Raw genomic sequence first — 25,850 nt, forward strand, 5'->3', positions numbered from 1 at the left:
TCCGGACAAGATAGTTATTCTGCGGGCAATTGCGCCTCAGCCCGTGCCATTTGCAGCATCAGCAGGAACGCAAGGCCGGCCATTGTCAGCAGTCCTGCAGCCAGCGGCAGCAGTGAACCGTCAAACAGCAGGCCCACTGGAGCCGCAATGGCAGCGGCCAGAACGGTGGAGATCGCACCAATCACCGAGGCCGCCATGCCGGCAATATGGCCCATCGGCTCCATCGCGATAGCATTGAGATTGCCAAGCGTGGTGCCGGCCAGAAAGAAAACGCTGGTCTGCCAGGCGACAAACAGGCCGAACAGCAGCATTTCCGGCAGCGCCTGACCGCTGAGCACCAGCATCACTGCGGAAATGCAGACCTGCGCAGCCAAGGACCAGGTCACGATCCGGCGCATGCCAACACGGACCACGATGGCCGCATTCAGCAGGCTGGCGGTGCCTGCCATCAAGGCCACAAATCCAAACCAGAAGGGAAAGCTGCCAGCGCGGTCAAAGATCACGTCATAGACCTGCTGCACCATGGTCAGCATGGTGAACAGCATGCCTAGGCAAAGGGTCTGCACCAGAATAGACAGGCGCACAGCCGGGTGGGAGAACATTTCCTTTACCGCGCCCAAAAGCAGCGGCAGACGGAAGGGGCGGCGGTTCTCTACCGCCAGGGTCTCCGGCAGGCGCAGCCCCATCCACATCACGATGAGGATGGCGAAGATGGCAAAGGCCAGGAAGATGCTGCGCCAGCTGGAAAAGGCAATGATGCCCGCGCCCAGCATCGGTGCAAAGGCGGGAACCAAGGTGAAGATCATCATTGCAATCGACATCATCCGGGCCATTTCCCGGCCCGAATACAAATCCCGCACGATGGCAATGCCGACAACCCGCGGCCCTGCGGCGCCCAGCCCCATGACGACGCGGGAGGCCAGCAGCAGCTCCAGCGATTGCGCCTGCCAGGCAACGGCAGAGGCTGCGATGTACAGTGCAACACCGCCGGCAATGACAGTCTTGCGGCCAAAAGCATCGGACAGCGGGCCGGTAAAGAACGTGCCGATGCCCATGCCCAGCACAAAAGAAGTCAGCACCAGCTGGGCGCGGTTAATGTCATCCGGGCTAAGTGCCTTGCCGATTTCAGGCAAGGCGGGCAGCATCGCGTCGATGGAAAAGGCGATGGTGGCAAACATCATCGCGATCAGGGCAATGAATTCGGCCTTGGCCATGCCGTGGGCCGGAGAGTGTACCTGGGGTTGTGACATTTGAAACCTCTAACAGCTCTTCAGATGTTTCCGGGGAACAAGGCCGGTCCGGGAGCTGTCCGGCTCCGCTATCACGAATCCGCATACCGGGCCAGCGCCCGGCTGCACAGCAAACTGTGCATTGTTGCGATGCTAAGCAATTTGCCGCGAGGTTATTCGGTCTCTGCGTCTTTCAGCTGCTGCAGAATGTCTTCGATCACCTGCTTCCACAGTTCCGGCGGCTGGGCGCCGGGCACGGCGTGCTGGCTGGCGACAATGAAGGTCGGCACCGAAGTTACCCCCATCTTGCGGGAATGGGCGTCGCGGTCCTGGATGGTCTGCACATCACTGTCGCCTTGCAGCAGGCGTGCGGCGACATCTGCATCCATTCCGGCCTCGCGTGCGACACCGGCCAGAACCGCGTGGTCGCCGATGTCCTTGGCGTCCACAAAGTAGGCTTGGAACAAGGCATCCACCACTTCAGTCTGCTTGCCTTCGATTCCGGCCCAATGGATCAGCCGGTGCGCATCCAGAGTGTTTGGCGTGCGCGTCATCGCCTCGAAATTGATCGTCAGCCCGGCGTTTCCGGCGTGTTCCACCACTGGGGCATAAGCCTTAACCGCGCCGTCCTTGCCGCCGAACTTGCGCTCCAGATAGTCGCGCCGGTCCATGCCTTCGCGCGGCATGTCCGGGTTCAGCTGGAACGGGTGCCATTCGATAACAAAGGGATGATCCGGCACCTCGGCCAGTGCCTTGTCCAGATGGGTCTTGCCGATATAGCACCAGGGGCAGATCGGGTCCGACAGGATGTCGAGCTTGACGGTGGTCATTTGGGTCATCCTTTGAACAGGGCGGGCAGGGCGCGGCGCAGCAGCTTGCCGTTGGCGCCTGCAGGCAGCGCGTCGAGATGAACATAAGCGCGGGGCTGCTTGTAACGGGCCAGGCGCTGGGATGCAAAGGCCTGCAGTTCTGCGGCGTTCAACTCTTCGGGACCGGTATAGAAGGCGGCGATGATAAAGGTGTCCGGCTTCACCTCTACCGCTGCGGCGCCGGCCTGAGTGATGCCGGGATGGGCGGCCAAAGCGGTTTCGACTTCAATCGGGGACACGCGGTAGCCGCCCGCATTCATCATGTCGTCAGCGCGTCCCAGATAGCGGATCTGCCCGCCGCCGGTCATTGCGCCCTGATCACCGGTCAGGAACCAATCCCCCTGATAGCGGGCGGCGGTTTCCTCCGGCGCGTTCAGATAGCCAAGCATCAGCCCCGGGTCCGAGCGGTGGATGGCGATGGTGCCTTCCTCATCCACCGGCACCGGTCCGTCAGGGCCGAGAATCGCGACCTTGCGGCCCGGTTGCGGCTGCCCGAGTGCTCCGTCCTGTGCAGGGCAGGACGGCGAAGATGAAATGAAGGTCGAGCATTCAGACATGCCGAAAGCCTCAAACAATCCGCGGCCTGTTGCGGTGTCCCAGGCAGCGTGCAGATGGCGGGAAAGCTTTTCACCAGCGCAAAGCCCATGCCGCAAGTCCGGCAAATCGAGCGGGCCGGATTGCAGGAGCTTCCGGTAGACGCCTGGGGCTGCAGCAAAGAGGGTTGCACGGTGGCGGCGCAGCAGCGCGGGCAGGTCCTCTGGCGGGGTTCCGGGCTCTGGGATCAGCGCCGTTGCACCCGCCGCCCAGGGGTCCAGCAGGCCGGTGCCCAGGGTGTAGGTCCAGTTGAACGCACCGGCGTGCAGCAGCCGGTCATCTGCTGTCAGACCGTACCAGCCCTCCACCATCATCTGCCGCGCCCAAACCGCCCGGTGGGCGTGGGCAACAGCACGCGGATTTCCGCTGGTGCCGGAGGTGTAGACCACATAGGCGCGCCGCTCGGGGTTGCCAAAGGCGTAGTCGCAGGGAGGCAGATGGTGCATATCCAGCAACCGGGCCGTACTGATCTGCAGCGGGTGACTCGCGCAGGGCACAGCCGGGTCGCGCAGCACCGCAGCCGGGTTCAGATCCGCAATCATCCGGGCGGTTTCGGGCGCTGTCAATTGGGGTGAGGTGGGCACCGGCACCAGTCCGGCGGCAATGGCGCCGAGGTAGGCAATGGGAAACTCAACCGTGTTCCCCAGCCGCAGCAGCACAATATCTCCAGGTTTCAATCCCGCCTTGAGCAGCCCTGTCCCGGTTCCGCGCACCGCTGCTTCAAGCCGGGCATAACTCCAGTCTTCGCAGGCATCGCCCACGAGAACCGACAGGGCGGGTTTTTCCGCCAGCCGACGGGCATGGCGCAGCACATGGGCCGCGAGATTGAAAGGCGAAGGGCAGGGCGCAAAAGGCCCCTGATCAAAAACGGACAGCATGGCAATTGGCTAGCCCGCGCCGTCCTGCGTTGCAAGCTGCGCAGGTGCGGCTTATAGAGTGGCTATGACAAGCCGTGACCCGAAGTCCCTGATTACCATCGCCCGTGCAAACGGCGGAGATAACGAAGCAGAGCCATTGGACCTGGGCGCGCGCGTGCGCGAACTGCGCAAGGCGCGGGATTGGACGCTGGAACACGCTGCCAATCAGGCCGGGCTGGCGCGCTCGACCTTGTCCAAGATCGAAAATGGCCAGATGTCACCGACTTACGAGGCGCTTAAGAAGCTGGCGGTGGGCCTGCAGATCTCGGTGCCGCAGCTGTTTACCCAGCCGCAGCGCGGTCAGGTGAACGGGCGGATGACGGTGACCAAATCCGGTGACGGTTCGGCCCATGCCACCGCGACATATGAGCACGAGTTACTGGCGGACGGTATGTCGCGCAAGCAGATGCTGCCGTACCGGGCGCGTGTGCGGGCGCGGTCACTGGATGAGTTTGACGGCTGGGTGCGCCATGACGGCGAGGAATTTCTGTATGTGCTGACCGGGGTGGTTAAGCTCTACACGGAATTTTACGAGCCGATTGAAATGCGCCGCGGTGACAGCGCCTATTACGACGCAGCCATGGGGCACAATGTCATATCATCCAGCCCCGAAGATGCAATGATCCTCTGGGTGACGTCGCTGGCTTGATCCTGAGGCCTGAAACAGCGGCTGCGTTGCTAGTGCGGCCGCCCGTCCAGTTCTCTTAGCAGGCTTTCAATATAAAGGAAGTCGTCCACTTCCTCCCTGGCTTCGTTCAAGGTGAGGTGATGGGTGCGGGCCAGATAGGCAACAAATCTGTCCCGGTCATCCACGAGTGACGGAGCGTTGCAGGCTTTCAGATGCGGAAAGCGCTGTTTGATGCGGGGCATCCTGTCAATCCAGCTGGCAGCTGCTGTCTGTACAGGCATTGGGGGGCCTCCCTGACAAACTGATTATGGTTGTTGGACCCTCATGCTAGCATTTTTTCTGCCGTCGCGTAACGTCGGCCCCGGGGCATCAGCCCAAGGCCGCTGTGTTAAGCGGTTTTTTGCCAGCGCCTAGGCCGGTGCGAACAGCCGGGGCAGCACCAGATGGCCGATTCCAACCGCAATCAGCTGCATCACAATGAACATCGGGATATGCCCCGGATAGATGCCCGCAAAGGTGTCGCTGAAGCCGCGTGCGATGGTCACTGCCGGGTTGGCAAAGCTGGTCGAAGAGGTGAACCAGTAGGCTCCGGTGATGTAGATTCCAACCAGAGCAGGCACTGTATCAGGACGCGACCGCAGCCCGCCGAAGATCACGAACAACAGGCCGAACGTGGCCAGGATTTCGGAAAACCACTGCGCTGTTCCTGTTCGGTGCATAGTCTCAGAGCTTTGCAAAACTGCAAGATCAAACATTGCATGGCAAGCCCAGACCCCCAGGATCCCGCCTCCGATCTGCACCAGAACGTAAGGTGTCACCGCACGCCATTCATGTTCGCCGCGCAGGGCGAAGGCAAGGGTTACGGCCGGGTTGAAATGGGCGCCTGAAATCGGACCCAGGGTATTGATGATCGCATAAAGCATGCAGCCAGTGGCAACAGCATTGGCCAGCAGCGCCAGCGCCACGTTCCCGCCCGCCAGGTTTTCAGCCATGATCCCGGAGCCAACAACACCGACCAGCAGCATGGCTGTGCCCAGCCCCTCGGCCAGCAGTTTTTGGATAGTCATTGGATTTCTCCGACCCGCTTAAGCTGCTGTGTCAGCTCGGTTGCGTTCATGGTTTCAAACGGCAGATCCAGCAGCGCCTCGGCGCGCTTTTCCAGCGTGGCATAAGCCGCGCGAAAGGCGGTGTCCCATTCGGGTTGGTCCGCGGCAGCCGGATCTGCGACGCCCCAATGGGCGCGAACCGGTGCGCCGGGCCAGACCGGGCAGGTTTCGCCCGCTGCTGCGGCGCAGACAGTGATCACTATGTCCATTTCCGGTGCGCCTTCAGCGGCAAACACGTCCCAGCTCTTGGAACGGGCACCGGTGGTGTCGTGGCCGAGTTCTTCCAGCAGCACCAGGGATTGCGGATGCACCTTGCCGGTGGGGTTGGAGCCTGCAGAAAACGCGCGGATGCGGCCAGTGCCTAGGGTGTTGAAGATCGACTCCAGCAGGATGGAGCGGGCGGAGTTTCCCGTGCAGAGGACAAGAATGTTCATGGGTTTTGACCGTTCTATAGAGTTAGTCGGAAGAATTCATGCGGCCGATGCCGTCAACCTGCTGCTGAAGCGAAATGCGGTCGAGTGTGTCAAAGGGCAGCGCTGCAAAGGCATTGATCCGGTTGCGCAGCAGCCCATAGGCTTGCTGAAAGGCCAGGCGACGTTCGGCATCGGTGCCTGTCGCCCTGACCGGATCTGCCAGCCCCCAATGGGCACTCATCGGCTGGCCGGGCCAGGCCGGGCATTCCTCATTGGCGGCGTGGTCGCAGACGGTGAAGATGAAATCCATGCCAGGCGCGTCTGCCACGGAAAATTCATCCAGATCCTTGGAACGCAAGGCGCTGGTGTCATAGCCTTTGGCCTGTAGCAGAGAGATTACTTCGGGGCGCGGGCCAGATGAAGAATGGCAGGTCCCTGCTGAATAGGCGCGGAATTTGCCGTCGCCGTATCGGTTCAGGATGGCTTCTGCCAGCAGCGACCGGGCGGAATTGCCAGTACAGATGAACAGAACGTTAAACGGGTGCTCAACCGTCGGCATGGCCCTTTCTTCATTTGTGAAAGGGCTGCAAATATCGGGCCGGTTCTGGCAGCAGCCTGTCAGCAAGTTATCAAACATACCGCGCAAGCCAGGCAGATCGGCGGTGTACATCAGCGAAGTTCCGGTACGGTGCTGGCTGATCAGCCCGGCCTGCTTCAGGACTGACAGGTAAGCAGAAGCCGTGTTGGGCTTGAAGTCCAGCGCCGAGGCAATTTCGCCTGCCGGAACAGCGTCCGGATAGCGCCGCATCAACAGGCGGAACAGCGCCAGACGGTTCGGATGTGCAAGGGCGCTGAGCTTATCTGCAATATTTAATTCCATATTTCGTGAATTATGGAATTAAAGATCGCAAGTCAACAGCCTCACCCATCGAAAGCCGCTGGTCAGCGCCTCAGTCTGATTGATACCACCAGACATCCGGCATGAATCCGGTCCGGTCGCCGTAGATCGGCAGGTATTCCGGAAACCGCATTTCCTTGACATGGGCGATCCGCCCCGCATCGAACCGCCAGAATGGAATGACATAGCGCCCTGCGGTCAAAACCCGGTCCAGCGCCCGCACGGCGGCGGTGAAATCCTCAGGGTCCTTGGCTGTCAGCATGGCATCAATCATCGCTTCGGCAGCGGGGCTGTCCATGCCCATCAGGTTGCGGCTGCCGGGCTGGCTGACGCCGTCGCTGCCCCAGTAATAGCGCTGTTCGTTGCCGGGGCTTAGCGACAACTCCCGGCGGTAACGGGTGAGATCGAAATCATAGGCGCTCTGGCGTTCGACATACTGGGCATTATCAACGGTTTCCGCCGTTAGGGATATGCCCAACCGCTCCAGTGCGCGGGCATAGATTTCAGTGATGGTCTTCATCTCGCCGTCGCCTTGGCGGATCAGAACGGTGAACTCCAATGGCGTACCATCGTTCTTGCGCAGCACGCCGTCTGTAACGCTCCATCCTGCATCGGCCAGCAGTTGCATCGCCTTGCGCAGGTTTCTGCGGTTGCGCTTGCTGCCATCGCCCTGCGGCAGCGCGTAGCCTTCCAGCGTCCCGGGCAACAGCGTGTCTGCAAACGGGGCCAGCAGTGTGCGAACCTCTCCAGCAGCTGCGCCGGGCAGCATGCCTAGTTCGGATCCCGAGAAATAAGAGGTGATCCGCGGCTGCACGCCGCCAGTCACGGTGCCGTTGATGTATTCAAAATTGAACGCTAGCAGCAGCGCTTCTCGCACGCGCCAGTCATCCAGCGGGGCGCGGCGGCTGTTCATCACCAGCCCGGTCATGCCGGAGGGGCGCTGATGCGGGATTTCGCTTTTGACCACATCGCCGCGGGTCACCGCCGGGAAGTTATAGACACTGTCCCATTTGTCAGCATTGAATTCCCGCACCGCGCTCAGCTCGCCTGCCTTGAAGGCTTCGAACAGAACTGTTGCATCGCCAAAGAAATCCAGGCGCAGTTCATCAAAGTTCCCGGTACCGCGCCGAAAGGGCAAGTCTTTGCCCCAATAGTCCGGGTTTCTGGACAGGGTAACGAAACGGCCGGGTTCGAAATTCCGGACTACATAAGCGCCGGTGCCAATCGGGGCGCCGGGCAGGTCATCGGCACCGAATTCCTTGTCCTGCCATTGCGCCTTTTTAAGGATCGGGCGCAGTCCGGCGATCAGTGCCAGCTCGCGGTCATTGGCGTTGAAGGTCAGGCGCAGGCTGCGCGGTCCGGTCTGTTCAATCCGCGCCACCTTGGTCCAGAAACCGCGATAGCGCGGGTGGCCTTGGGTGCCCAATGTCTTATACGACCAGATCACATCTTCGACGGTCAACGGGCTGCCATCGGAGAATCGCGCCGCCTCCCGAAGGGTGAATTCGACCCAGGAGCGGTCCTCGGGCACCTCAATCGATTCGGCCAAAAGACCGTAAAGCGTAAATGGCTCATCCCAGGAGCGGCCCATCAGGCTCTCGTATCCCCAGAACCTCAGCTGCCACGGCGCGGTCCCCTTAAGGGTGAACGGGTTCAGTGAGTCAAAGCCGCCGGTATTGCCGAAAACCACCTTGCCGCCTTTGGGCGCATCGGGGTTGGCATAGGGTAAAGACACAAAATCGGGTGGCAGCGCAGGCGCCCCATACATAGCTATGCCATGACCTGATTCTGCCTGCGCAAAATTCGCAGCAAAAGCCAAGGTGATTCCGGTCAGTGCCGCACCGGGATTCAGGAAATTTTCTTTTCGCAGTTTCACAACAATCCCGCTCTGCCCTTATTTTCTTGCTTCTGCACGCTACGTGCGCTTTTTCGTCTTTTCAAACTTTTAGCTTGGACGAAAGCCGGAAATTGCTTATAAAGGGATCACTGCTCGATAGGTTTCTTGCCTGTATGAAACCTGCCTCAATAACTAACGCCCGCCTTGTGCGGGCGTTTTTTTTGGGGACGTTTCCACACTGCCTCTGACGGGAAATGCCCCTGCGTTGCAAGGGGCGATCCGCTGTCTTACGCGTTTCTTTTGCAGCTGCAGCATGGCACAGTGCCGTCAGTTTCATTCAGCCGAGGGAAAGTTGCCGATGTCCTTGCAAGGGAAGACCGCCGTTATTACTGGATCAAATTCAGGTATTGGCCTGGGGGTTGCGCGCGAACTGGCGCGGGCCGGGGCCGATGTGGTGCTGAATTCATTCACCGACCGGGATGAAGATCACGCGCTGGCAGCAGAGCTCGCCCGTGAATTCAGCGTCAAGGCCCAGTACATTCAGGCTGATATGTCCAAAGGGCCGGATTGCCGGATGCTGATTGAGCAGGCCGGCGCCTGCGATATTCTGGTGAACAATGCAGGCATTCAGCATGTGGCGCCGATCGATGCGTTCCCGCAGGACAAATGGGACGCGATCATCGCGATCAACATGAATTCAAACTTTCATACCATGGCCGCCGCCTTGCCCGGAATGCGCGCGGCGGGCTGGGGGCGGATCGTCAATATTGCCTCGGCCCACGGGCTGACGGCCTCGCCGTTTAAGGCAGCTTATGTGGCGGCCAAGCACGGGGTTGTCGGGATGACCAAGACGGTGGCACTGGAAACCGCTGAGGAGCCGATCACCTGTAATGCGATCTGCCCGGGCTATGTGCTGACGCCGCTGGTTGAGGCGCAGATCCCGGACACTATGGAGAAATACAACATGGGCCGCGAAGAGGTGATCAAGAAGGTGATGCTGGAGCGCCAGCCAAGCCGCGCGTTTGCCACTGTGGAACAACTGGGCGGCACCACGGTGTTCCTGTGTTCGGACGCAGCAGCGCAGATCACCGGCACCACGCTGAGTGTCGATGGCGGCTGGACGGCGCTGTAGGCGCTACGTGGAAGCGGCGGGAGGGGGCCGGCCCCCTCTTGCCCCTAGGGGGCAATTCACCCCCGGAGTATTTTCACAAAGGTGAAATAGGCAGGTGTATTTTGGTGAAACGCATTAATCTGGCCCTGCAGGGCGGCGGCGCGCATGGGGCGTTTACCTGGGGAGTGCTGGACCGGCTGCTGGAGGATGAAGGGGTTGAGGTGGCTGGGATCACCGGCACCTCGGCCGGCGCGTTGAACGGCGCGGCTTTCAAGTCCGGCATGGTTCAGGGCGGACGGAACGGTGCCAAGGCGGCGCTGGACAAGTTGTGGGCGCAGATGGGGGCGGTGGGCGACATGCGCTTTGCCCATTGGCTGACCCGGTTTGATGCGGTGGCCTGGACCGGTGCATTGGAGGCTGCCATGCCGTTCTCGCCGCTGGAAACCATGAGCCAGATGATCTCTCCCTATCACTACGGCCCTTTTTACAAGAACCCGCTGCAGGAGGTTGTCGATCAGTTCTGTTTCGATGATGTCTGCGCCGGGGCCGGGCCGGAGCTTTTTGTCTGCGCGACCTGTGTGCGCACGGGCAAGATCCGGGTCTTTGAGGGCGCCGGGATCAGCACCGATGCCATTCTTGCCTCGGCCTGCCTGCCGGACATGTTCCAGGCGGTGGAAATCGAGGATCCGGAGACCGGCCGGATGGAGGCCTATTGGGATGGCGGTTTCACCGGCAATCCGGCGCTGTTTCCGTTATTCCGTGCAGAGTTGCCGGGGGATGTGGTGATTGTGAACATCAATCCGCTGGAGCGCGAGGAGGTTCCGAAGACGCCGCAGCAGATCCGCAACCGGGTGAATGAGATCAGCTTTAACTCGTCCTTGCTGCGCGAGCTGCGCGCCATCAATTTTGTGCAGCGGCTGCTGGAGGATGGCACGCTTGAGGCCGGGCGGATGAAGCAGGTTCGGGTGCACATGATTGCCGATGATGATCTGATGACGCAGCTGTCAGTCACCACCAAGCTGTTTCCGGTGCCGCAGATCCTGGCGCGGCTGAAACAGGCAGGGCGGGATGCGGCGGAGAACTTCCTGGCACAGGACGGCGAGAACCTTGGCGTGCGCTCTTCAACGGATCTGCCTGCGATGTTCAGCTAGGTCAGGAGGGTTCTTTCAGGGCTGGTTTCTTGCCGTTTTCCAAAGGTTTTGAAGGATCCTTGGGGTTCGGGTAGACAAGGCCTGCCGAGATTACCAGCTTGGCAGAATCCTCCACCGACATATCCAGCGCGATCACATCTTCTTCGGGGACGAACAGCAGAAAACCGGATGTCGGGTTTGGTGTGGTCGGCAAAAAGACACTGACCAGGCCGCCGCTGGTTTCGACCTTCTTGGCGATCTCACCCTTGGCGTTGGTTGAAATGAAGCCGATCGCCCAGATGCCCTTGCGCGGGTATTGGACAAGGCAGGCCTTTTCAAAACTGCGTTCCGATTGGGCAAAGACAGTTTCGGAAATCTGCTTGATGCCCGAATAAACGGTGCGGACCACCGGCATGCGTTCCACCAGGCTTTCGGCAAAGCTGATCAGCGACCGGCCCAGAATGCCCTTGGCGACCCAGCCGACAACAATTGTGAACAGCAGAAAGATGATCAGCCCGACACCGCGCAGGTTGATGCCGATGTATTGTTCGGGCCGGACTGTGTGCGGTACCAACGGCAGCACCACGCTGTCGATCCAGCCCATCACCGACCACAGAAGCCAGATGGTCAGGCCCACCGGCGCAATGACGACGATCCCGGTAAAGAAGGAGGCGCGCAGACTGGCAAACAATCCGCGGCGTCGGTGAGGTTCTTCGTCGAAGGGCGTGGTCATGTGGCTTCTTTGCGGAAATTTCGAGTGGAACCTAGGCACTGATTGCGGGCGGAGCAATGGCATCCGCCCGGAAAATCAAGTCATTGTGCCAGTTTGTTCAGTTCCTGTGCGATCTTTGCCGCCAGCCGGGCGTTGTTGCGCACCAATGCGATATTGGCGGTAAGCGAACGGCCTTCGGTCAGCTCGAAGATGCGGCGCAGCAGGAAGGGGGTCACATCCTTGCCCGAGATGCCTTTTTCATCCGCCTCCGATTGGGCCTGAGTGATGACCGGAGCCAGTTCCTCTGCCGCGATTTCGGCGTCTGCCGGGATCGGGTTGGCGATCAGCTGGCCGCCGGGCAGCCCCATTGCCTGCCGTGTGGCATGGGCGCGGGCAATCTGTGCCGGATCATCCATGCGCAGCGGTGCCTTCAGATCCGACTGGGCCGACCAAAAGGCCGGAAAGCTGTCCTGGCCATAGGCGATGACCGGCACGCCCTGGGTTTCCAGCACTTCCAGCGTTTTCGGCACGTCAAGAATGGCTTTGGCGCCTGCCGCCACCACGGTGACCGGGGTCTGCGCCAGTTCCATCAGGTCGGCGGAGATATCGAATGTGGTTTCCGCGCCTTTGTGGACGCCACCGATGCCGCCGGTGGCAAAGACTTCAATCCCGGCCAGACGCGCGGCAATCATCGTGGCCGCAACAGTGGTGGCACCGGTGCCGCCTGTGGCGATACAGGCCGGCATGTCGGCGCGGGAGATCTTGGCAACCCCCTGCGCCTGGCCAAGCGCCTGCAATTGATCGGGTTCCAGCCCCACATGCAGCACGCCTTTTATAACGGCCATGGTGGCGGGCACCGCGCCACCATCGCGGATGTCTTGTTCTACCTGTGCGGCGACCTCGACATTCTGCGGGTAGGGCATGCCATGGGTGATGATGGTGCTTTCCAGCGCAACAATGGCCTGTCCTGCAGCCTTGGCGGCCTGGACCTCGGATGAAGTGCGGATCTCGATCACAGCGGGGGTTCTCCTGAAACATAGGTGGCCGCAGCCTTGAGGGCGGAGGCCAAAGCGGTCTTGCGGTCTTCGCCCCGTGCCTCGGCAACGATATGGGCGGCCATGAAGGTATCACCTGCGCCGGTCACGCGGGCAACCGTGACGCGGGGCGGGACAAGGGTGATGGTGCCCTGGGCATCTGCTACAGTGGCAGAGGAGCCGCCATCGGTGACCAGCACCCGCGCCGCGCCGCGGTCCAGCATCGCCTTAGCGGCGGTTTCGCTGTCGGTGAATTCGGCCTGGCACAGGATGCCGGCTTCTTCGAGGTTCACATAGAGCGTGCCGCGGGTGCGGTTGAGGAAGGGGCGCAGCCGTTCCGCCTTGCCAGGGGAGGCAGGCGCCACCCGCAGGTCTGCCTTGGCAAAGGCCGGGCTGGCGACAATGTCATCCAGCAGCGACAATGTGAGGTTTCCATCCAGCGCAACCTGACCCGTGTAGGGGGTCTCCGGGGTACCCAGTGCGCCGTTGGACAGCGGGCGCAGGATCTTGTCGCCTGCGGCCTCCAGCGAATGGGCATCGGCAATGGCGGCGATCAGCCCGTTGGCACCCTCAACAGCCATGTAGCGGTCGGTGGGCAGATCCTCGGAGCGGTAGATGTGGTCGGTGATCAGGCCGAAGTGGCTGCAGGCATGGATCAGCTCGTCGCCTTCGGGATCGCGGCCCACGGCCGTCAGCAGGGCAGGCTGCATGCCGAACCGCGACAGGGTCATGGCGATGTTCATGGCCACGCCGCCGGGCAGCCGGGTGATGCGCCCGGGCATGTCCGAGCCGCGCTGCATTTCCGTTCTGCAACGGCCGATGATGTCCCACAGAACCGATCCGATGCATAGGATGGCAGGTGTCCGGGAATGAGAGGCTTGTGTCATAATGATCTATTGCCGCCTTTACCCGCCCTCTGCAAGCGGCTTCAGCGTAGCGGCACGGCAAAGGACAGCGCGGCCCAAAGGCTTTCCCACACGTGATCTTTGTCCTCCGGCGCAGGGCGCAGGACCACAGCGTCCAGCAGATAGGTATGCCCCGGTAATACTGGGATGACGGATTTTCCCTGTGAATCTGTCAGCCGGGTGCTGATGGTGACACTGCCGTCCGGGGCTTTGGCAAAGACCTCGACCTGCACCTGAGGGCGCGGGTTGCCCTGGTACAGAACCTGAACCGGAAACCCCGCTGCCAGATCATCGGTATAGGGATTGGCGAGGGCTACGATTTCGGTCTCCATACCGGTGTCCAGATCGGACCCTTCACCGCTGCCGATGGCCACCAGAGCCTTGGCATAGCGGGTGTATTGCTCGGTAAAGCCCGCGTCGGGCAGGCCGCGTTCGGTATGCTGACTGGGGATGCCGGCAAAACCCTTGTGGTCAATGAAGGCCTGAAAACCTTCCCATGTTTCATAGGTCAGTGTCTGCGGCTGTGTCTGGTGGATGATCACGGTCAAACCATCGCCGGTCTCATCCGCTGAGAACGCAGGCATATCGCCCATCCGGCCCTTATAGGGGGACGCTGATCCGTCCTTTATGACGTCGAACCGGGCGATCCGGTGATCCAGATAGGGCTGCTCGGCACCGTTGAATTCCTGACCGTTGCGCAGACTGGCCACCACTGTAGCACCGGAATTCACTTGATATTTTTCCGGCTCGATCCAAAACTCGTGGGATAACAGCGGGGCGGCCCCCAAAGTCAGCCCGGCAAAGAGAATTGAGCAGAACAGGCGGTATTGCATGAAATTGTCCTTGGCTGTCGGGCGCAGTGTGACTTGGCTGCGGATCCTATTTGCGCTGCTGTTCACTATGGTTGCAATAGGCGCTGGAAGTGCCCGCGCCCATGAGGTCACGCCGGTGATTGCCGATTTCACGGTGAAAGACGGGCAGGTTGCACTGGAACTGCGTCTGAACGTTGAGGCCTTTGTTGCCGGGATCAATCTGGATGGGCTGTCCGATACAAATGAGACCGCACAGGCTGCCGATTATGACGAGCTGCGCGCGCTGGAGGCTCCGGAACTGAAACCGATGGTTCAGCTCTTTGCCGAAGAATGGCTGGAGACCTTTTCCCTGCAGGCCGGCGGCCCGGTGGAGTTGCGCGTCTCTGGCATTTCGATTCCTGAGGCAGGCGACACAAACCTGCCGCGGGCGTCCTTTCTTGAACTGACCGGTGAAATTCCTGCGGGCGCAGACAGCCTGCGCATTGCCTGGCCTGCCGGGTCCGGCGGGGTGGTGCTGCGGCAGAACGGGGTGGAGGAGCCTTACACCGGGTACTTGCAGGGGGGAGAGACCTCACCCCCGATCCCGCTCCAGGGCGGTGCGGCCAAGACGCCGGTCGAGGCCTTTGCGGAATACATCCCCGTCGGCTTTACCCACATCCTGCCGAAAGGGCTGGACCATATCCTGTTTGTTCTAGGGCTGTTCTTTCTCAGCCCGCGGGTGAAGCCGCTGCTGCTGCAAGTAAGTATCTTTACCGTGGCCCATACAATCACCCTGGCGCTGGGCGCTCTGGGGGTGGTCAGCGTCAATGCTGCCATTGTCGAGCCGCTGATTGCGCTGTCGATTGTCTTTGTCGCGGTCGAGAACATCTTTGCCCGCAAGCTTCACAGCTGGCGGACCTTTGTGATCTTTGGCTTCGGGTTGCTGCACGGGCTGGGCTTTGCCAGCGTTTTGGGTGCGTTTGGCCTGCCGTCCAGTCAGTTCCTGCCAGCCCTGATTGGTTTTAACGTCGGCGTGGAGCTGGGTCAGCTAGCGGTGATTGCAGCTGCTTACATCGGCGTGCGCCTGTGGTTCGGGCGGCATCCGAAATACCGCGGCCGGGTGGCAATTCCGGCTTCGGTCACTATCGCGCTGATAGGGGGGTACTGGTTTGCCGAGCGGGTGTTCATGTAACCGCCCGCTGATGGATCAGCCCATTGCCCGCATCAGGGTCTTTATCTGGGCAAGCGGATCCTCTGCGTGCCAGATTTCATCGCCAATGCCAAAGAAATCCGTAAAGGGGGCAATGCTGCGTATCAGGTCTTCGGTCAAGCCGCCCTCGGCCACGACCGGAACTTCGATCATCTGGGACCACCACTGGAACAGATCGGCCTCGGCCTTGGCGCCGTCGCCCAGACCAGAAGTGCCGACGGGGCCAAAGCTCACATAGTCCACACCTGCCTCACCTGCCACCATACCGTCGTGCTGAGACGCTCCGCAGAAACAGCCGACAATGGCATCCGCCCCCAGCGCCTTGCGCGCGGTTCGGACCGATTTAGAAGCGTCGGTCAGATGCACGCCATCCAATCCCAGCCGCTCGGCCAGGATCTGGTGGTCCGAGATCACCAGCGCCACATCGCGCTCCATCGTGACCTCGCGCAGCGCGTCACCGGCACGGCTCAGCGTGTCCTCATCGCGGCTGGCCAGATCCAGGCGCACGCAGGCGACATCAATTTCGTCCAGCACCCGTGCCAATTGGCCGGGGAACTTGCCCAGCTCAAAGCTTGGCGGGGAGATCAAATAGATCTGCGGCTGTTCCGGTGCGTCAGAAGGGCTGTCCATGGTGGCGCTCCATTGTTCAGGCGATTGGACGGTGTTTAGCCGATTTGCCGCCGGACGCAAGGATTTGCGCAGCCCGAGGCAGCGGGAAATACCAGCAAGGCAGGTGCCGGACCTTGCCCCGGACGCTTGCGGGGATTACAGCAAGGCGGATTTTAAGCGCAACAGACGGATGACCGCAGCAATGCCCACCGATACGCCTCAGCCCGCCTTTGTCCTTGTCCGCCCGCAGATGGGCGAGAATATCGGCGCCGCGGCGCGGGCGATGTGGAACTTCGGCCTTGACCGGATGCGCATCGTCGCACCGCGCGACGGCTGGCCGAACCCCAAGGCGGTGGCGATGTCCTCGGGGGCCGGCCGCTTGCTGGACGAGGCGCAGCTCTGTGCGGACGTGCCGGAGGCGCTGGGCGATTGCACTTATGTGTTTGCCACGACTGCCCGCCAGCGCGGATTGACCAAACCCGTCTACAGCCCCGAACGCGCGATGCAGATCGCGGCTGAGAAGATCGCGGCGGGCGAGAAGGTCGCGGTGATGTTCGGGCCCGAACGCGCGGGCCTCGAGAATGAGGATATCGCCAAGGCCAACGCCATCATCTCGGTGCCGGTGAACCCGCTTTATGCCTCGCTGAACCTGGGCCAATGCGTGCTGCTGACCGGTTATGAATGGATGCGCCAGTCCGCGGATGTGGAGCATGAAACCACTGACCTGGGCCGCAAGGGCGAATGGGCAAGCGGCGTCGAGGTCGAGAAACTGGTAGAGCATTACGAGGACCGGCTGGACGAGGCGGGCTTCTTCTTCCCACCGGAAAAGGCCGACAGCATGAAGACCAACCTGCGCAACCTGTGGAGCCGGATGCGGATGACCCGTTCCGACGTGCAGATGCTGCACGGGATCATGCGCCAGATGGTCCGCTGGAAAGAGCGCGGCGGCGAGTAAGCCGCTCTGGACCTTTAGATAACCCGCCCCTAGCTTGGCACCACAGACAAAGAGGCAAGCATGAGCAAGCGCAGCATTTTCGAAGAGGTTGAGGGCGAGAAGACGGACGCCCCCGCAGCGCAGCCGGGGCTGATCGACCGCGGCCGCGGCGGCGCCCGCAAAGGCATCCGCGCCTGGCTGATGGTGCTGTTTGCCCTGGTGGTGGCAATGATCGTGGTGGGCGGGTTGACGCGCCTCACGGACTCGGGCCTGTCGATCACCGAATGGCGCCCCGTGACCGGATCCATCCCGCCGATGTCCGAGGCGGAATGGCAGGCGGAGTTCGGCAAATACCAGCAGATTGACCAGTGGCGTATTCAGAACCAATGGATGGAACTGTCAGATTTCAAATCGATCTACTGGTGGGAATGGGGTCACCGGCAATTGGGCCGCGTCATTGGCCTGGTTTGGGCGCTCGGCTTCCTCGGGTTCCTGGCCGCGCGCAAGATCCCGGCAGGCTGGGCCGGACGGCTGGCTTTGCCCGGCATCCTGGGCGGTGTGCAGGGCGCGATCGGCTGGTGGATGGTTGCCTCTGGCGTGACTCAGGGCGAGGGGATGACCGCTGTCGCCTCTTACCGTCTTGCCGTGCATCTGGGGCTGGCGTTCGTGATCCTCGGTTTCATTGCCTGGTACATGCTGATGCTGGGCCGCGAGGAGCGCGAGCTGATGCAGGCGCGTCGCGCCAAGGAGGCCAAGCTGTTCAGCCTGTCCACCGGCCTGATGCATTTTGCTTTCCTGCAGATCCTGCTGGGCGCGCTGGTCGCAGGGATTGACGCGGGCCGATCCTATACCGACTGGCCGCTGATGGGCGGGCAGGTGATCCCGCCGCAGCCTTTCATGATTGAACCCGTATGGAAGAATTTCTTTGAAAACCCCGGGCTGGTGCAGTTCATTCACCGGGTGGCCGGCTATCTGCTGTTTGCCTTTGGCGTGGTGGCCTGGTTGCGCGGGCGCGGCTCTGCCCATACGCGCACCCGTTTTGCCTTCAACGCCGTCTTTGCAGCGCTGTCCGTGCAGGTGCTGCTGGGGATCATCACCGTGATCTATGCCGCACCGCTGCACGCCGCGATCACCCACCAGCTGGTGGCAATCGGCGTCTGGGTGCTGATCCTGCGCGCCCGCTTCCTGTCTGCCTATCCCATTGCAACCTCGATCAAGGATCATTGACCTATGAGCGCATTTGACGAACTGATGGCCTTTCAGCGCGAAACCCAGGCGCTGGGGCAGATTGCGGGCCGGTTGGGCTGGGATCAGGAAACCATGATGCCGCGCGGGGCGGCGCCGCAGCGGGGCGAGGAGATGGCCGCGATCGAAGCCGTTCTGCATGCCCGCCGCAGCGATCCGCAGGTGGCGGAGTGGCTGGAGCAGGCAGTTGCGCCGAATGAGGCTGGGGAAGCCCAGCTGCGTGAAATCCGCCGCAGCTATGAGCGCACCGTCAAAGTGCCTGCTGATCTGGCCAAGAAGATCGCCCAGGTGACATCCGAGGCACAGGGCAAATGGGCCGCCGCACGGGTGGATGAGGATGTTGCCGCCTTTGTGCCGGTGCTGGAGGAAGTGGTCGCCCTCAAGCGCGAGGAAGGTCTGGCGCTGGCAGCGGGCGGCGATGTCTACGACGCCATGGTCGAGGATTATGAACACGGCATGACCGGGGCAGGGATCGCGGAGATCTTTGACGCTATGCGTCCTGGCCTGGTGGACCTTCGCGCCAAGGTGCTGGAGAAGTCCGCGCCCAAGGGATTGGCAGGCACATTTGACGAAGCGGCACAGATGAAGCTCACCCGGAAGCTCGCCAAAGCTTTCGGCTATGACATGGCGCACGGGCGGGTCGACAAGGCAGTGCATCCCTTCAGCTCCGGCTCGGGGCTGGATGTGCGGATCACCACCCGGACCAGTGAGGCCGATCCGTTCAACTGCTTCTATTCGACCATTCACGAGGTCGGCCACGGCGCCTATGAGCAGAACATCAGCCGCGACTACCTGCTGACTCCGCTGGGCAGCGGCGTGTCGATGGGCGTGCATGAAAGCCAAAGCCGGATCTATGAAAACCAGATCGGCCGCAGCCGGGCGTTCACCGGCTGGCTGTTTGAGGAGATGAAAGCGGCGTTTGGCGATTTCGGCATTGCGGATGCGGACAGCTTCTATGCCACGGTGAACGCAGTGCATAAGGGCTATATCCGGACTGAGGCGGATGAGCTGCAATATAACCTGCACATCATGCTGAGGTTCGGCCTGGAGCGCGCACTGATGAGCGGCGATCTGGCGGTGAAGGATCTGGAGGCGGCCTGGAATGACCGGTTCGAGGCGGACTTTGGCTATGCTGTCGACAGGCCGTCAAACGGCTGTTTGCAGGACGTGCATTGGTCTGTGGGCCTGTTCGGGTATTTTCCGACCTACAGTTTGGGCAACGTCTATGCCGGCTGCCTGTATCAGGCGCTGCGCCGTGATGTTCCGGGGCTGGATATGCAGTTGGCAGAGGGCGACACCACGGGTGCGACCGGATGGCTGAAAGAAACCCTGCAACAGCATGGCGGGTTGCGCAGCCCACGCGATACCATCGTGCATGCATCCGGCATGGAGCCCAGCCACGCACCGCTGCTGGCCTATCTCGAAGAGAAGTTCAGCCTGCTTTACGATCTCTGAAACGGCCTTGAACCACGGCTAAGGCATTCTGGCGGCAGCGGAAAATCCGCTGCCCCGGAATTGCCGCATTTCAGGTGTATTCTCGGATGCTCATGGGGATGAGAGCAGAGAAATAACTGATGCATACAGCCATAGCCTATCTGATTTTTGCCAGCTTTGTGCTGGCGCCAACCCTGGTCTGAAACGCAAACCGTCAGATCAGCGCCATGCGCTCCGCCCGCTCGGGATCCGGGAAGGGACGGTAGAGGCCGGTCTCTGACGTGGCGATCAGAGCTGTGACATGGGAGTAGAGCTTTTCGACCTCCTCGTCATGTTCGCCCAGGACACGGAAAGCCTGATCCAGCTGGGTCATGTCCTTAAACTCAATCTCCAGCAGGAAATCACGGCAAGTGTCGCTGGCCAGGTTCAGCTTGCGCCGCAGCAGCCGCCAGCCCAGGATCACGCCGCGCTCCTGCAGGTAGCTCATCCATTGGTCAACCGCGCTGGCAAAGCTCAGCGCCTTGGCTTCGTGATGCAGGTCGATGGAGCATTGATAGAGGTTCATGGGACGATCCCTTGGTGCAGACAACTCAGGCGATAGTCTGTCACAGAAAGATTAGGCAGCGGTTAAACACAAAAGCGCCGCCCAGGTGATCCAGGGCGGCGCTGCTTTAGTCAGGCTGAGCGGCGGTGTTACTCTTCGCCGCCGCCGTCTTCCTCATCACCGTTTTCAGCAATCCATGCGACGGACACCACTTCTTCGCCCTTGCCGGTGTTGAACACCCGGACACCGCCGGCCGAGCGTGAACGGAAGGAGATGCCATCCACAGGCACCCGGATCGACTGGCCCTTGGAGGTGGCCAGCATGATCTGGTCATCCATTTCAACCGGGAAGGAGGCCACGATTTCACCGCCGCGCATCGCCTTGTCCATCGCGGTGACACCCATGCCGCCGCGTCCGCGCACCGGATAGTCATGCGAAGAGGACAACTTGCCCGAACCGCCTGTGGTGATGGTCAGGATCAGGTTTTCCGCCGCCGACATTTCCGCATAAAGCTCAGTCGAGAAGTTCGGATCCTCGGGCGCATCCTCATCCGAGGCCTCGGCATCGTCGGTCAGTCCGGCCATCGCGCGGCGCATCTTGAGGTAAGCGGTGCGCTGTTCCGGCGTGTATTTCGAGTGCCGGATCACCGACATCGAGACCACACGGTCCTCACCGCTGAGACGGATGCCGCGCACACCGGTGGATTCGCGCGAGTTGAACACCCGCACATCGGTGGAGCGGAAGCGGATGGCACGGCCTGAGTCGGTGAACAGCATAACGTCATCGTCTTCCGAACAGATACGGACATTCACCAGCTGGACCGATCCGTCCTCGGGCAGTTTCATCGCGATCTTGCCGTTGCGGCGGACGTTGGTGAAATCCGACAGCCGGTTGCGGCGTGTATCACCGCCGCTGGTGGCAAAGACCACCTGCAGGTTTTCCCATTCATCATCCGGCACATCGACCGGCATAATCGCCGCGATCGAAACCCCGGTCGGGATCGGCAGGATGTTGACGATGGCCTTGCCTTTACCGGTGCGTCCGGACTGCGGCAGGCGCCATGTCTTCAGCTTGTAGACCATGCCGTCGGTGGTGAAGAACAACAGCTGGGTATGGGTATTGGCCACAAAGAGGGTGGTGATCACATCCTCTTCTTTGGTTTGCATACCCGATACACCTTTGCCGCCGCGCTTTTGCGACCGGAAATCAGCCAGCGGAGTACGCTTGATGTAGCCGCCGGAGGTCACGGTCACCACCATGTCCTCGCGTTCGATAAGGTCTTCGTCTTCCATGTCGCCGGACCAATCGACGATCTCGGTGCGGCGCGGCACAGCGAAGTTGTCGCGTACTTCGCGCAGCTCATCACCGATGATGCCCATGATGCGCTCGCGCGAAGACAGGATCTCAAGGTATTCCTTGATCTTACGGGCCAGTTCTTCCAGCTCGTCAGTGACCTCTTTCACGCCGATCTGGGTCAGGCGCTGCAGTCGCAGTTCCAGAATTGCGCGGGCCTGGGTCTCCGACAGGTTATAGGTGCCGTCGTCATTGGCCGTATGGGTCGGATCATCAATCAGCGCGATGTATTCCAGGATCGGCTGGGCCGGCCAGCGGCGGGTCATCAGCTTTTCACGCGCCTCGGCCGCATCGGCAGACTGGCGGATGGTGGTGACGATTTCGTCGATATTAGTGACCGCAACCGCGAGGCCGCACAGGATGTGGCTGCGTTCACGGGCCTTGCGCAGCAGATACGCGGTGCGGCGCGCCACCACGTCTTCGCGGAAGTCGATGAAGGAGGTCAGGAACCGGCGCAGCGTCAGCTGTTCCGGCCGGCCGCCGTTCAGCGCCAGCATGTTGCAGCCAAAGTAGGTCTGCATCGGAGTGAAGCGGTAAAGCTGATTCAGTACCACTTCGGGCGTGGCATCGCGCTTAAGCTCAACCACCACACGCACGCCGTTGCGATCGGATTCGTCCTGCACATGGGCGACGCCTTCGATTTTTTTGTCGCGCACCTGCTCGGCGATCTTTTCGATCATTGCCGCCTTGTTCACCTGATAGGGAATCTCGTCCACAACAATGGCATAGCGGTCTTTCCTGATTTCCTCGGTGCGGGTCTTGGCACGGATGACCACACTGCCGCGGCCCTCCAGATAAGCCTTGCGGGCACCGGAGCGGCCCAGCATCACGCCGCCGGTCGGAAAGTCCGGGCCGGGCACGTAATCAATCAGCTGTTCGCTGGTCAGGTCGGGATCGTCGATCAGCGCCAGGGTGGCATCAATCACTTCGCCTAGGTTGTGCGGCGGAATGTTGGTGGCCATGCCGACCGCAATACCGCCGGCGCCATTGACCAGCATATTCGGGAACCGGGCCGGCAGAACCGTCGGCTCGCGGTCTTTGCCATCATAGTTGTCCTGAAAGTCGACGGTTTCCTTGTCGATGTCAGACAGCAGGAAGGCCGCCGGCTTGTCCATCCGCACTTCGGTGTAACGCATGGCCGCCGGGTTATCGCCGTCCATCGAGCCAAAGTTGCCCTGGCCGTCCAGCAGCGGCAGCGACATTGAGAAGTCCTGCGCCATCCGCACCAGCGCGTCATATATCGCGCTGTCACCGTGCGGGTGGTACTTACCCATCACGTCGCCGACCGGGCGGGCCGATTTGCGGTAGGACTTTTCATGTGTGTTGCCGGATTCGTGCATTGCATAGAGAATGCGCCGGTGAACCGGTTTCAGCCCGTCCCGCAGGTCCGGGATGGCGCGGCTGACGATGACCGACATGGCATAGTCCAGGTAGGACGTGCGCATTTCGGATTCAATGGATACCGTGGGGCCGTCATATACGGGCCGTTCCGGCAGGTTTTCGTCCATGTTTTCAGGAGTTTCCGGCGTATCGCTCACGTTGGCTGCCCGCTCTTTCTTCTGGCTCTATATATTGTGTTTGCACCCTATCAGATACCGTATATGGGGCGCAAGCAAACAGCCGGGAAAGCGGAAAACAGGCCGTTCACACAGCGGTAACACACTGTTTTTGGGGAAATTAACCAATAGCAGCCTAGCATCAGTAAGAGGGGGCAAATTTTGGAGGCTGTAAATGGAGACCACAGAGACCGAGCTGATGCTGAAGGGATACGGGCTGACCACGGCGGAGTTCACCTATTGTATGCCCGACTATATCCACGTTCTGAATACCTTTGTGTGGCAGGAGTACGACCTTGCTCCGGACCATCCGCGGCTGTTTGAGTTCATCGAATTCTGGCAGCGGGAAATTGACGGTCCGCTGCATTCTGTTCGGTTCAATCACCGCAAAATGATTGGCCCGGGAGAATGGCGTAACGTGGTCGGAGAGTTCCAGCTGCACTGAACCGGCTGGCTTTTTAAAGGGATTGCAGGGCCGTGCGGCAGTCTTTGCCGTTGCGTGCATGCGGTGGCCGCCCTAGTCCTATGCGTGTTTAAAGCACCCGGACCGGCTCACGGTATTCCTATCGGGACCCGGGGCACAGGGAAAGCAGGCAGGGATTCATGCGCAAGAACTTTTTTGGAAACCAGTTCGAAAACATCTTCGTGGCGTCCTCGACGATCCGGGAGAGTTTTTACGGGCGGGGCGGCGACGATGATTTCACGCTGTATCATCACAATCCGGATGGTGTGAACATTCCGGATCTGACCGACCGTTTCTTTGGCGGCAGCGGCGATGACACGCTGGAATTGTTGAGCTTCAGCATGACCGAAGATGCTGACAACCTCAGCAAGTACAGCCAGCTCAGCTTTGATGGCGGCAGCGGTTACGACACTGTAAAATCAAAAGTATCTGCAGTCTTGTCAGGTGGCTCCACTCTGGATCTGAATTCCATTGAGACCAGCGTCATTTCTGTTGAGCATTGGTTTTATGACATATTTTTGAACGCAGTTACGGGAGATGGCCGCTTCACCATCCAGAGCGGGGTGAAGGACGACACGCTGAATATCTACTAGCAAGCCGACGCATCGGAAAACAGCATCCGTGTCAACACATCCGCCGGCGCAGACAGCGTCCTGTACACCGCGAACGCCGACGTGAGCGACCTGAAGGTGAACACCGGCAGCGGCAAGGACTATTTTGAATTCAACGGCAATTGGGGCGTTACTGCAGATATCACGGTGAAAACCGGCAACGGCAATGACACGGTTATCATCAATGGCTCGACCATTACGTCGCCAGGCGGGCTGGACGCGGTGATCAAAACCGGCAGGGGCGCTGATACGGTTGTTCTGGAAGGCATGCATTCGGAAAGTCTGAATGCCGGCGGCGGGTCGGATGACATCTACGTGCTGACCGGCAGCTTTGCGAACGCAGCCGACACCATCAAGACAGGCGGCGGCAGGGATCGTCTGTTTGTGGAATTGGATGCCTATTCCACCGTTGCAGTTGTTGAAGATTTTTCCGCTGCAAAAGACGTGTTTGTGTTCGATCGCCAGGAATCCAGCCGGGCGATCCCAAGAGATACAGACGTCCTGTTCGACCGGGGCGAATGGGAGGCCGCAGAGGAAGACCGGCTGTTCATGGATAACGGCGCGGACAAGCTCTATTACGGCAGCAACGTCCTGGTGGAATTCGAAACGGATGTCGAATTGACCGCCGGCAATTTCACCGTGGGCAACTGGGACTACTAAGCCCCGCCCAAGAGAGGAGGCGTTACGCCGAGCAGCTGGCGCCTCCCAGAACGCAGAACTTGGCGCAATGGGGGTGGTTCAGCTGCACCGGGCGTTCCGCCTCGGCCAGGGTTTCGCCCATCTCGAACTCAGGTGCATAAGGCAGCAGTGTGCAGGCCAGCACAGCCGGTGCCTTGGCGCCTTTGCGTTTAACGACCATGCGGGATGAAGCGCACATGACGCTGTCCGGGGATTTGCCCAGGATACCCCAGCAGGCGGTTGTGATTTCGGGCACTTCCACGGTTTCGTCCATCTCGGGAAACAAAACCGTCTGACCCGGGTTATACGCATCAATTGCAAAGCCATGCGCGGCAAACAAAGCGGCATAGCCGTTACGGGCCTCGGCTTCGCTTTCCCCCCAGACAGTGCGGCCTGCCACAGTCATCCGGACGCCGTTGTCGCGCAGCCATTCCATGCCTTCGATGGTTTTGGCAAAACTGCCGGCGCCGCGCTCTTTGTCGTGCAGGGATTCGCGGTGATGATCGACCGAGATGCGCAGTGTCAGCTTGTTCCCGAATTCCTCCCGCAGGGCCAGCAATCCGGATTTCACAGTCTTGCGCATCATCGGGCGCATGGCATTGGTCAGGATCAGCACGTCAAAGCCGCGCTCCAGCGCCGCCCGGGCCATGGCGATCATCGCGGGGTTCATGAACGGCTCGCCGCCGGTAAAGCCGATTTCGCGGATTGGCCAGTTGCGTTCCCCGATCTGGCTGAGATAGCTTTGCACTTCGGCCTCGGTCAGATAGACCAGTGCGTCATTGGTAGGAGAGCTTAGGATATAGCAATTTGTGCATTCGATATTGCACAGCGTGCCGGTGTTGAACCAAAGGGTCTCGGGATTGCTGAGCGGCACCGATGCGCGTTGCTGACCATTGGCCGTCACAAAGGCGTCTTGAAACTTGCCTAGGTTCGCGACGGGTTTTTGCAGGTCTTTCATGCGGATGTCCTTTGGGGCAGTTCCTTTCGCGGCAAGCTACCTTATACTACGCAGGAATGGAAAGCAGCCGGGCAGGCACAT

At 60.7% G+C, this 25,850-nt stretch carries 26 protein-coding genes; 10 read left to right on the forward strand and 16 right to left on the reverse strand.

The window, feature by feature from the left end; genetic code table 11:
- Positions 1 to 14: 14 nt before the first annotated feature.
- The 3 genes from L1069_RS00435 to L1069_RS00445 all read right to left on the reverse strand — a co-directional run bounded on the left by L1069_RS00435 (position 15) and on the right by L1069_RS00445 (position 3,570).
- Positions 15 to 1,250, reverse strand: coding sequence for a multidrug effflux MFS transporter (locus L1069_RS00435; protein ID WP_237454435.1), 1,236 nt, complete (start codon positions 1,248 to 1,250; stop codon positions 15 to 17).
- A 152-nt stretch (positions 1,251 to 1,402) separates the two neighbouring features.
- Positions 1,403 to 2,068: a DsbA family oxidoreductase gene (locus L1069_RS00440; RefSeq protein ID WP_237454436.1), complete on the reverse strand. Its 666-nt coding sequence runs from the start codon at positions 2,066 to 2,068 to the stop codon at positions 1,403 to 1,405.
- Positions 2,065 to 3,570, reverse strand: a complete 1,506-nt coding sequence (locus L1069_RS00445) for a class I adenylate-forming enzyme family protein (protein WP_237454437.1) — start codon at positions 3,568 to 3,570, stop codon at positions 2,065 to 2,067. The genes L1069_RS00440 and L1069_RS00445 overlap by 4 nt, the downstream gene beginning before the upstream one ends.
- Before the next feature lie 64 nt (positions 3,571 to 3,634).
- Here L1069_RS00445 and L1069_RS00450 point away from each other — a divergent pair, with 64 nt between their 5' ends.
- The gene (locus tag L1069_RS00450) at positions 3,635 to 4,258 is read left to right on the forward strand and encodes an XRE family transcriptional regulator (RefSeq protein ID WP_129370794.1); all 624 of its coding nucleotides are present in this window, start codon (positions 3,635 to 3,637) and stop codon (positions 4,256 to 4,258) included.
- 29 nt (positions 4,259 to 4,287) lie between these two features.
- Here L1069_RS00450 and L1069_RS00455 read toward each other — a convergent pair whose 3' ends face one another.
- The 5 genes from L1069_RS00455 to L1069_RS00475 all read right to left on the reverse strand — a co-directional run bounded on the left by L1069_RS00455 (position 4,288) and on the right by L1069_RS00475 (position 8,422).
- On the reverse strand, positions 4,288 to 4,518 hold the full coding sequence (locus tag L1069_RS00455; RefSeq protein WP_129370795.1) for a hypothetical protein: 231 nt from the start codon (positions 4,516 to 4,518) through the stop codon (positions 4,288 to 4,290).
- A 129-nt stretch (positions 4,519 to 4,647) separates the two neighbouring features.
- Complete coding sequence (locus tag L1069_RS00460; RefSeq protein ID WP_134829809.1) at positions 4,648 to 5,304, reverse strand: MIP/aquaporin family protein; 657 nt, start codon at positions 5,302 to 5,304, stop codon at positions 4,648 to 4,650.
- Positions 5,301 to 5,777 carry an arsenate reductase ArsC gene (locus L1069_RS00465; RefSeq protein WP_237454438.1) on the reverse strand — a complete coding sequence of 159 codons (477 nt, stop codon included), beginning with the start codon at positions 5,775 to 5,777 and terminating at the stop codon, positions 5,301 to 5,303. The genes L1069_RS00460 and L1069_RS00465 overlap by 4 nt, the downstream gene beginning before the upstream one ends.
- A gap of 22 nt (positions 5,778 to 5,799) precedes the next feature.
- Positions 5,800 to 6,636, reverse strand: a complete 837-nt coding sequence (locus L1069_RS00470; protein ID WP_237454439.1) for a helix-turn-helix domain-containing protein — start codon at positions 6,634 to 6,636, stop codon at positions 5,800 to 5,802.
- Between the two features lie 70 nt (positions 6,637 to 6,706).
- On the reverse strand, positions 6,707 to 8,422 hold the full coding sequence (locus L1069_RS00475) for an extracellular solute-binding protein (protein ID WP_237454440.1): 1,716 nt from the start codon (positions 8,420 to 8,422) through the stop codon (positions 6,707 to 6,709).
- 427 nt (positions 8,423 to 8,849) lie between these two features.
- Between L1069_RS00475 and L1069_RS00480 the strand changes: the two genes are divergently transcribed.
- Both L1069_RS00480 and L1069_RS00485 read left to right on the forward strand, forming a co-directional pair.
- Complete coding sequence (locus L1069_RS00480; RefSeq protein ID WP_129370800.1) at positions 8,850 to 9,623, forward strand: 3-hydroxybutyrate dehydrogenase; 774 nt, start codon at positions 8,850 to 8,852, stop codon at positions 9,621 to 9,623.
- Positions 9,624 to 9,724: 101 nt separating this feature from the next.
- On the forward strand, positions 9,725 to 10,753 hold the full coding sequence (locus L1069_RS00485) for a patatin-like phospholipase family protein (RefSeq protein ID WP_237454441.1): 1,029 nt from the start codon (positions 9,725 to 9,727) through the stop codon (positions 10,751 to 10,753).
- 1 nt (position 10,754) lies between these two features.
- On the opposite strand, the gene L1069_RS00490 is transcribed toward L1069_RS00485, so the two are convergent.
- The 4 genes from L1069_RS00490 to L1069_RS00505 all read right to left on the reverse strand — a co-directional run bounded on the left by L1069_RS00490 (position 10,755) and on the right by L1069_RS00505 (position 14,216).
- The gene (locus L1069_RS00490; RefSeq protein WP_134829815.1) at positions 10,755 to 11,465 is read right to left on the reverse strand and encodes a DUF502 domain-containing protein; all 711 of its coding nucleotides are present in this window, start codon (positions 11,463 to 11,465) and stop codon (positions 10,755 to 10,757) included.
- A gap of 80 nt (positions 11,466 to 11,545) precedes the next feature.
- A complete protein-coding gene (locus tag L1069_RS00495; protein WP_237454442.1) occupies positions 11,546 to 12,460 on the reverse strand; it encodes a pseudouridine-5'-phosphate glycosidase in 915 nt (304 codons plus the stop codon).
- The gene (locus tag L1069_RS00500) at positions 12,457 to 13,365 is read right to left on the reverse strand and encodes a PfkB family carbohydrate kinase (RefSeq protein ID WP_237454443.1); all 909 of its coding nucleotides are present in this window, start codon (positions 13,363 to 13,365) and stop codon (positions 12,457 to 12,459) included. The genes L1069_RS00495 and L1069_RS00500 overlap by 4 nt, the downstream gene beginning before the upstream one ends.
- Positions 13,366 to 13,406: 41 nt before the next feature.
- A complete protein-coding gene (locus tag L1069_RS00505) occupies positions 13,407 to 14,216 on the reverse strand; it encodes a DUF4198 domain-containing protein (RefSeq protein ID WP_237454444.1) in 810 nt (269 codons plus the stop codon).
- On the opposite strand from L1069_RS00505, the gene L1069_RS00510 reads away from it, so the two are divergent.
- Positions 14,215 to 15,366 (forward strand): HupE/UreJ family protein, encoded by a 1,152-nt coding sequence (locus L1069_RS00510; protein WP_237454445.1) that lies wholly within the window; start codon positions 14,215 to 14,217, stop codon positions 15,364 to 15,366. The genes L1069_RS00505 and L1069_RS00510 overlap by 2 nt on opposite strands.
- 15 nt (positions 15,367 to 15,381) lie before the next feature.
- On the opposite strand, the gene L1069_RS00515 is transcribed toward L1069_RS00510, so the two are convergent.
- On the reverse strand, positions 15,382 to 16,014 hold the full coding sequence (locus L1069_RS00515) for a thiamine phosphate synthase (protein WP_129370807.1): 633 nt from the start codon (positions 16,012 to 16,014) through the stop codon (positions 15,382 to 15,384).
- A 181-nt stretch (positions 16,015 to 16,195) separates the two neighbouring features.
- On the opposite strand from L1069_RS00515, the gene L1069_RS00520 reads away from it, so the two are divergent.
- From L1069_RS00520 to L1069_RS00530, 3 genes are read left to right on the forward strand one after another with little or no spacing between them, the layout of a single operon-like run.
- On the forward strand, positions 16,196 to 16,948 hold the full coding sequence (locus L1069_RS00520; protein WP_129372890.1) for an RNA methyltransferase: 753 nt from the start codon (positions 16,196 to 16,198) through the stop codon (positions 16,946 to 16,948).
- Between the two features lie 60 nt (positions 16,949 to 17,008).
- Positions 17,009 to 18,154, forward strand: coding sequence for a heme A synthase (ctaA, locus tag L1069_RS00525; RefSeq protein ID WP_237454446.1), 1,146 nt, complete (start codon positions 17,009 to 17,011; stop codon positions 18,152 to 18,154).
- A 3-nt stretch (positions 18,155 to 18,157) separates the two neighbouring features.
- The gene (locus tag L1069_RS00530) at positions 18,158 to 19,627 is read left to right on the forward strand and encodes a carboxypeptidase M32 (protein WP_237454447.1); all 1,470 of its coding nucleotides are present in this window, start codon (positions 18,158 to 18,160) and stop codon (positions 19,625 to 19,627) included.
- 193 nt (positions 19,628 to 19,820) lie between these two features.
- On the opposite strand, the gene L1069_RS00535 is transcribed toward L1069_RS00530, so the two are convergent.
- Both L1069_RS00535 and gyrA read right to left on the reverse strand, forming a co-directional pair.
- Positions 19,821 to 20,171 (reverse strand): DUF6614 family protein, encoded by a 351-nt coding sequence (locus L1069_RS00535; protein ID WP_237454448.1) that lies wholly within the window; start codon positions 20,169 to 20,171, stop codon positions 19,821 to 19,823.
- A gap of 128 nt (positions 20,172 to 20,299) precedes the next feature.
- On the reverse strand, positions 20,300 to 23,011 hold the full coding sequence (gene gyrA / locus L1069_RS00540; RefSeq protein WP_237454534.1) for a DNA gyrase subunit A: 2,712 nt from the start codon (positions 23,009 to 23,011) through the stop codon (positions 20,300 to 20,302).
- A 223-nt stretch (positions 23,012 to 23,234) separates the two neighbouring features.
- On the opposite strand from gyrA, the gene L1069_RS00545 reads away from it, so the two are divergent.
- The 3 genes from L1069_RS00545 to L1069_RS00555 all read left to right on the forward strand — a co-directional run bounded on the left by L1069_RS00545 (position 23,235) and on the right by L1069_RS00555 (position 24,793).
- On the forward strand, positions 23,235 to 23,504 hold the full coding sequence (locus L1069_RS00545; RefSeq protein ID WP_024090192.1) for an usg protein: 270 nt from the start codon (positions 23,235 to 23,237) through the stop codon (positions 23,502 to 23,504).
- A 158-nt stretch (positions 23,505 to 23,662) separates the two neighbouring features.
- Positions 23,663 to 24,115, forward strand: coding sequence for a hypothetical protein (locus L1069_RS00550; protein ID WP_237454449.1), 453 nt, complete (start codon positions 23,663 to 23,665; stop codon positions 24,113 to 24,115).
- Between the two features lie 81 nt (positions 24,116 to 24,196).
- On the forward strand, positions 24,197 to 24,793 hold the full coding sequence (locus L1069_RS00555; RefSeq protein WP_237454450.1) for a hypothetical protein: 597 nt from the start codon (positions 24,197 to 24,199) through the stop codon (positions 24,791 to 24,793).
- A gap of 22 nt (positions 24,794 to 24,815) precedes the next feature.
- On the opposite strand, the gene L1069_RS00560 is transcribed toward L1069_RS00555, so the two are convergent.
- Positions 24,816 to 25,769 (reverse strand): radical SAM protein, encoded by a 954-nt coding sequence (locus L1069_RS00560; RefSeq protein WP_237454451.1) that lies wholly within the window; start codon positions 25,767 to 25,769, stop codon positions 24,816 to 24,818.
- Positions 25,770 to 25,850 lie beyond the last annotated feature (81 nt).

Source organism: Leisingera sp. MMG026, assembly GCF_021654205.1.
Taxonomy (GTDB): Bacteria; Pseudomonadota; Alphaproteobacteria; order Rhodobacterales; family Rhodobacteraceae; genus Leisingera.

What these genes read in the sequence shown, in the direction of transcription:
- L1069_RS00435 (WP_237454435.1), bottom strand. Translation starts at nt 1,250, where the DNA reads ATGTCACAACCCCAGGTACACTCTCCGGCCCACGGCATGGCCAAGGCC.
- L1069_RS00440 (WP_237454436.1), bottom strand. Translation starts at nt 2,068, where the DNA reads ATGACCCAAATGACCACCGTCAAGCTCGACATCCTGTCGGACCCGATC.
- L1069_RS00445 (WP_237454437.1), bottom strand. Translation starts at nt 3,570, where the DNA reads ATGCTGTCCGTTTTTGATCAGGGGCCTTTTGCGCCCTGCCCTTCGCCT.
- L1069_RS00450 (WP_129370794.1), top strand. Translation starts at nt 3,635, where the DNA reads ATGACAAGCCGTGACCCGAAGTCCCTGATTACCATCGCCCGTGCAAAC.
- L1069_RS00455 (WP_129370795.1), bottom strand. Translation starts at nt 4,518, where the DNA reads ATGCCTGTACAGACAGCAGCTGCCAGCTGGATTGACAGGATGCCCCGC.
- L1069_RS00460 (WP_134829809.1), bottom strand. Translation starts at nt 5,304, where the DNA reads ATGACTATCCAAAAACTGCTGGCCGAGGGGCTGGGCACAGCCATGCTG.
- L1069_RS00465 (WP_237454438.1), bottom strand. Translation starts at nt 5,777, where the DNA reads ATGAACATTCTTGTCCTCTGCACGGGAAACTCCGCCCGCTCCATCCTG.
- L1069_RS00470 (WP_237454439.1), bottom strand. Translation starts at nt 6,636, where the DNA reads ATGGAATTAAATATTGCAGATAAGCTCAGCGCCCTTGCACATCCGAAC.
- L1069_RS00475 (WP_237454440.1), bottom strand. Translation starts at nt 8,422, where the DNA reads ATGTATGGGGCGCCTGCGCTGCCACCCGATTTTGTGTCTTTACCCTAT.
- L1069_RS00480 (WP_129370800.1), top strand. Translation starts at nt 8,850, where the DNA reads ATGTCCTTGCAAGGGAAGACCGCCGTTATTACTGGATCAAATTCAGGT.
- L1069_RS00490 (WP_134829815.1), bottom strand. Translation starts at nt 11,465, where the DNA reads ATGACCACGCCCTTCGACGAAGAACCTCACCGACGCCGCGGATTGTTT.
- L1069_RS00500 (WP_237454443.1), bottom strand. Translation starts at nt 13,365, where the DNA reads ATGACACAAGCCTCTCATTCCCGGACACCTGCCATCCTATGCATCGGA.
- L1069_RS00510 (WP_237454445.1), top strand. Translation starts at nt 14,215, where the DNA reads ATGAAATTGTCCTTGGCTGTCGGGCGCAGTGTGACTTGGCTGCGGATC.
- L1069_RS00505 (WP_237454444.1), bottom strand. Translation starts at nt 14,216, where the DNA reads ATGCAATACCGCCTGTTCTGCTCAATTCTCTTTGCCGGGCTGACTTTG.
- L1069_RS00515 (WP_129370807.1), bottom strand. Translation starts at nt 16,014, where the DNA reads ATGGACAGCCCTTCTGACGCACCGGAACAGCCGCAGATCTATTTGATC.
- L1069_RS00520 (WP_129372890.1), top strand. Translation starts at nt 16,196, where the DNA reads ATGCCCACCGATACGCCTCAGCCCGCCTTTGTCCTTGTCCGCCCGCAG.
- ctaA (WP_237454446.1), top strand. Translation starts at nt 17,009, where the DNA reads ATGAGCAAGCGCAGCATTTTCGAAGAGGTTGAGGGCGAGAAGACGGAC.
- L1069_RS00530 (WP_237454447.1), top strand. Translation starts at nt 18,158, where the DNA reads ATGAGCGCATTTGACGAACTGATGGCCTTTCAGCGCGAAACCCAGGCG.
- L1069_RS00535 (WP_237454448.1), bottom strand. Translation starts at nt 20,171, where the DNA reads ATGAACCTCTATCAATGCTCCATCGACCTGCATCACGAAGCCAAGGCG.
- gyrA (WP_237454534.1), bottom strand. Translation starts at nt 23,011, where the DNA reads ATGGACGAAAACCTGCCGGAACGGCCCGTATATGACGGCCCCACGGTA.
- L1069_RS00545 (WP_024090192.1), top strand. Translation starts at nt 23,235, where the DNA reads ATGGAGACCACAGAGACCGAGCTGATGCTGAAGGGATACGGGCTGACC.
- L1069_RS00550 (WP_237454449.1), top strand. Translation starts at nt 23,663, where the DNA reads ATGCGCAAGAACTTTTTTGGAAACCAGTTCGAAAACATCTTCGTGGCG.
- L1069_RS00560 (WP_237454451.1), bottom strand. Translation starts at nt 25,769, where the DNA reads ATGAAAGACCTGCAAAAACCCGTCGCGAACCTAGGCAAGTTTCAAGAC.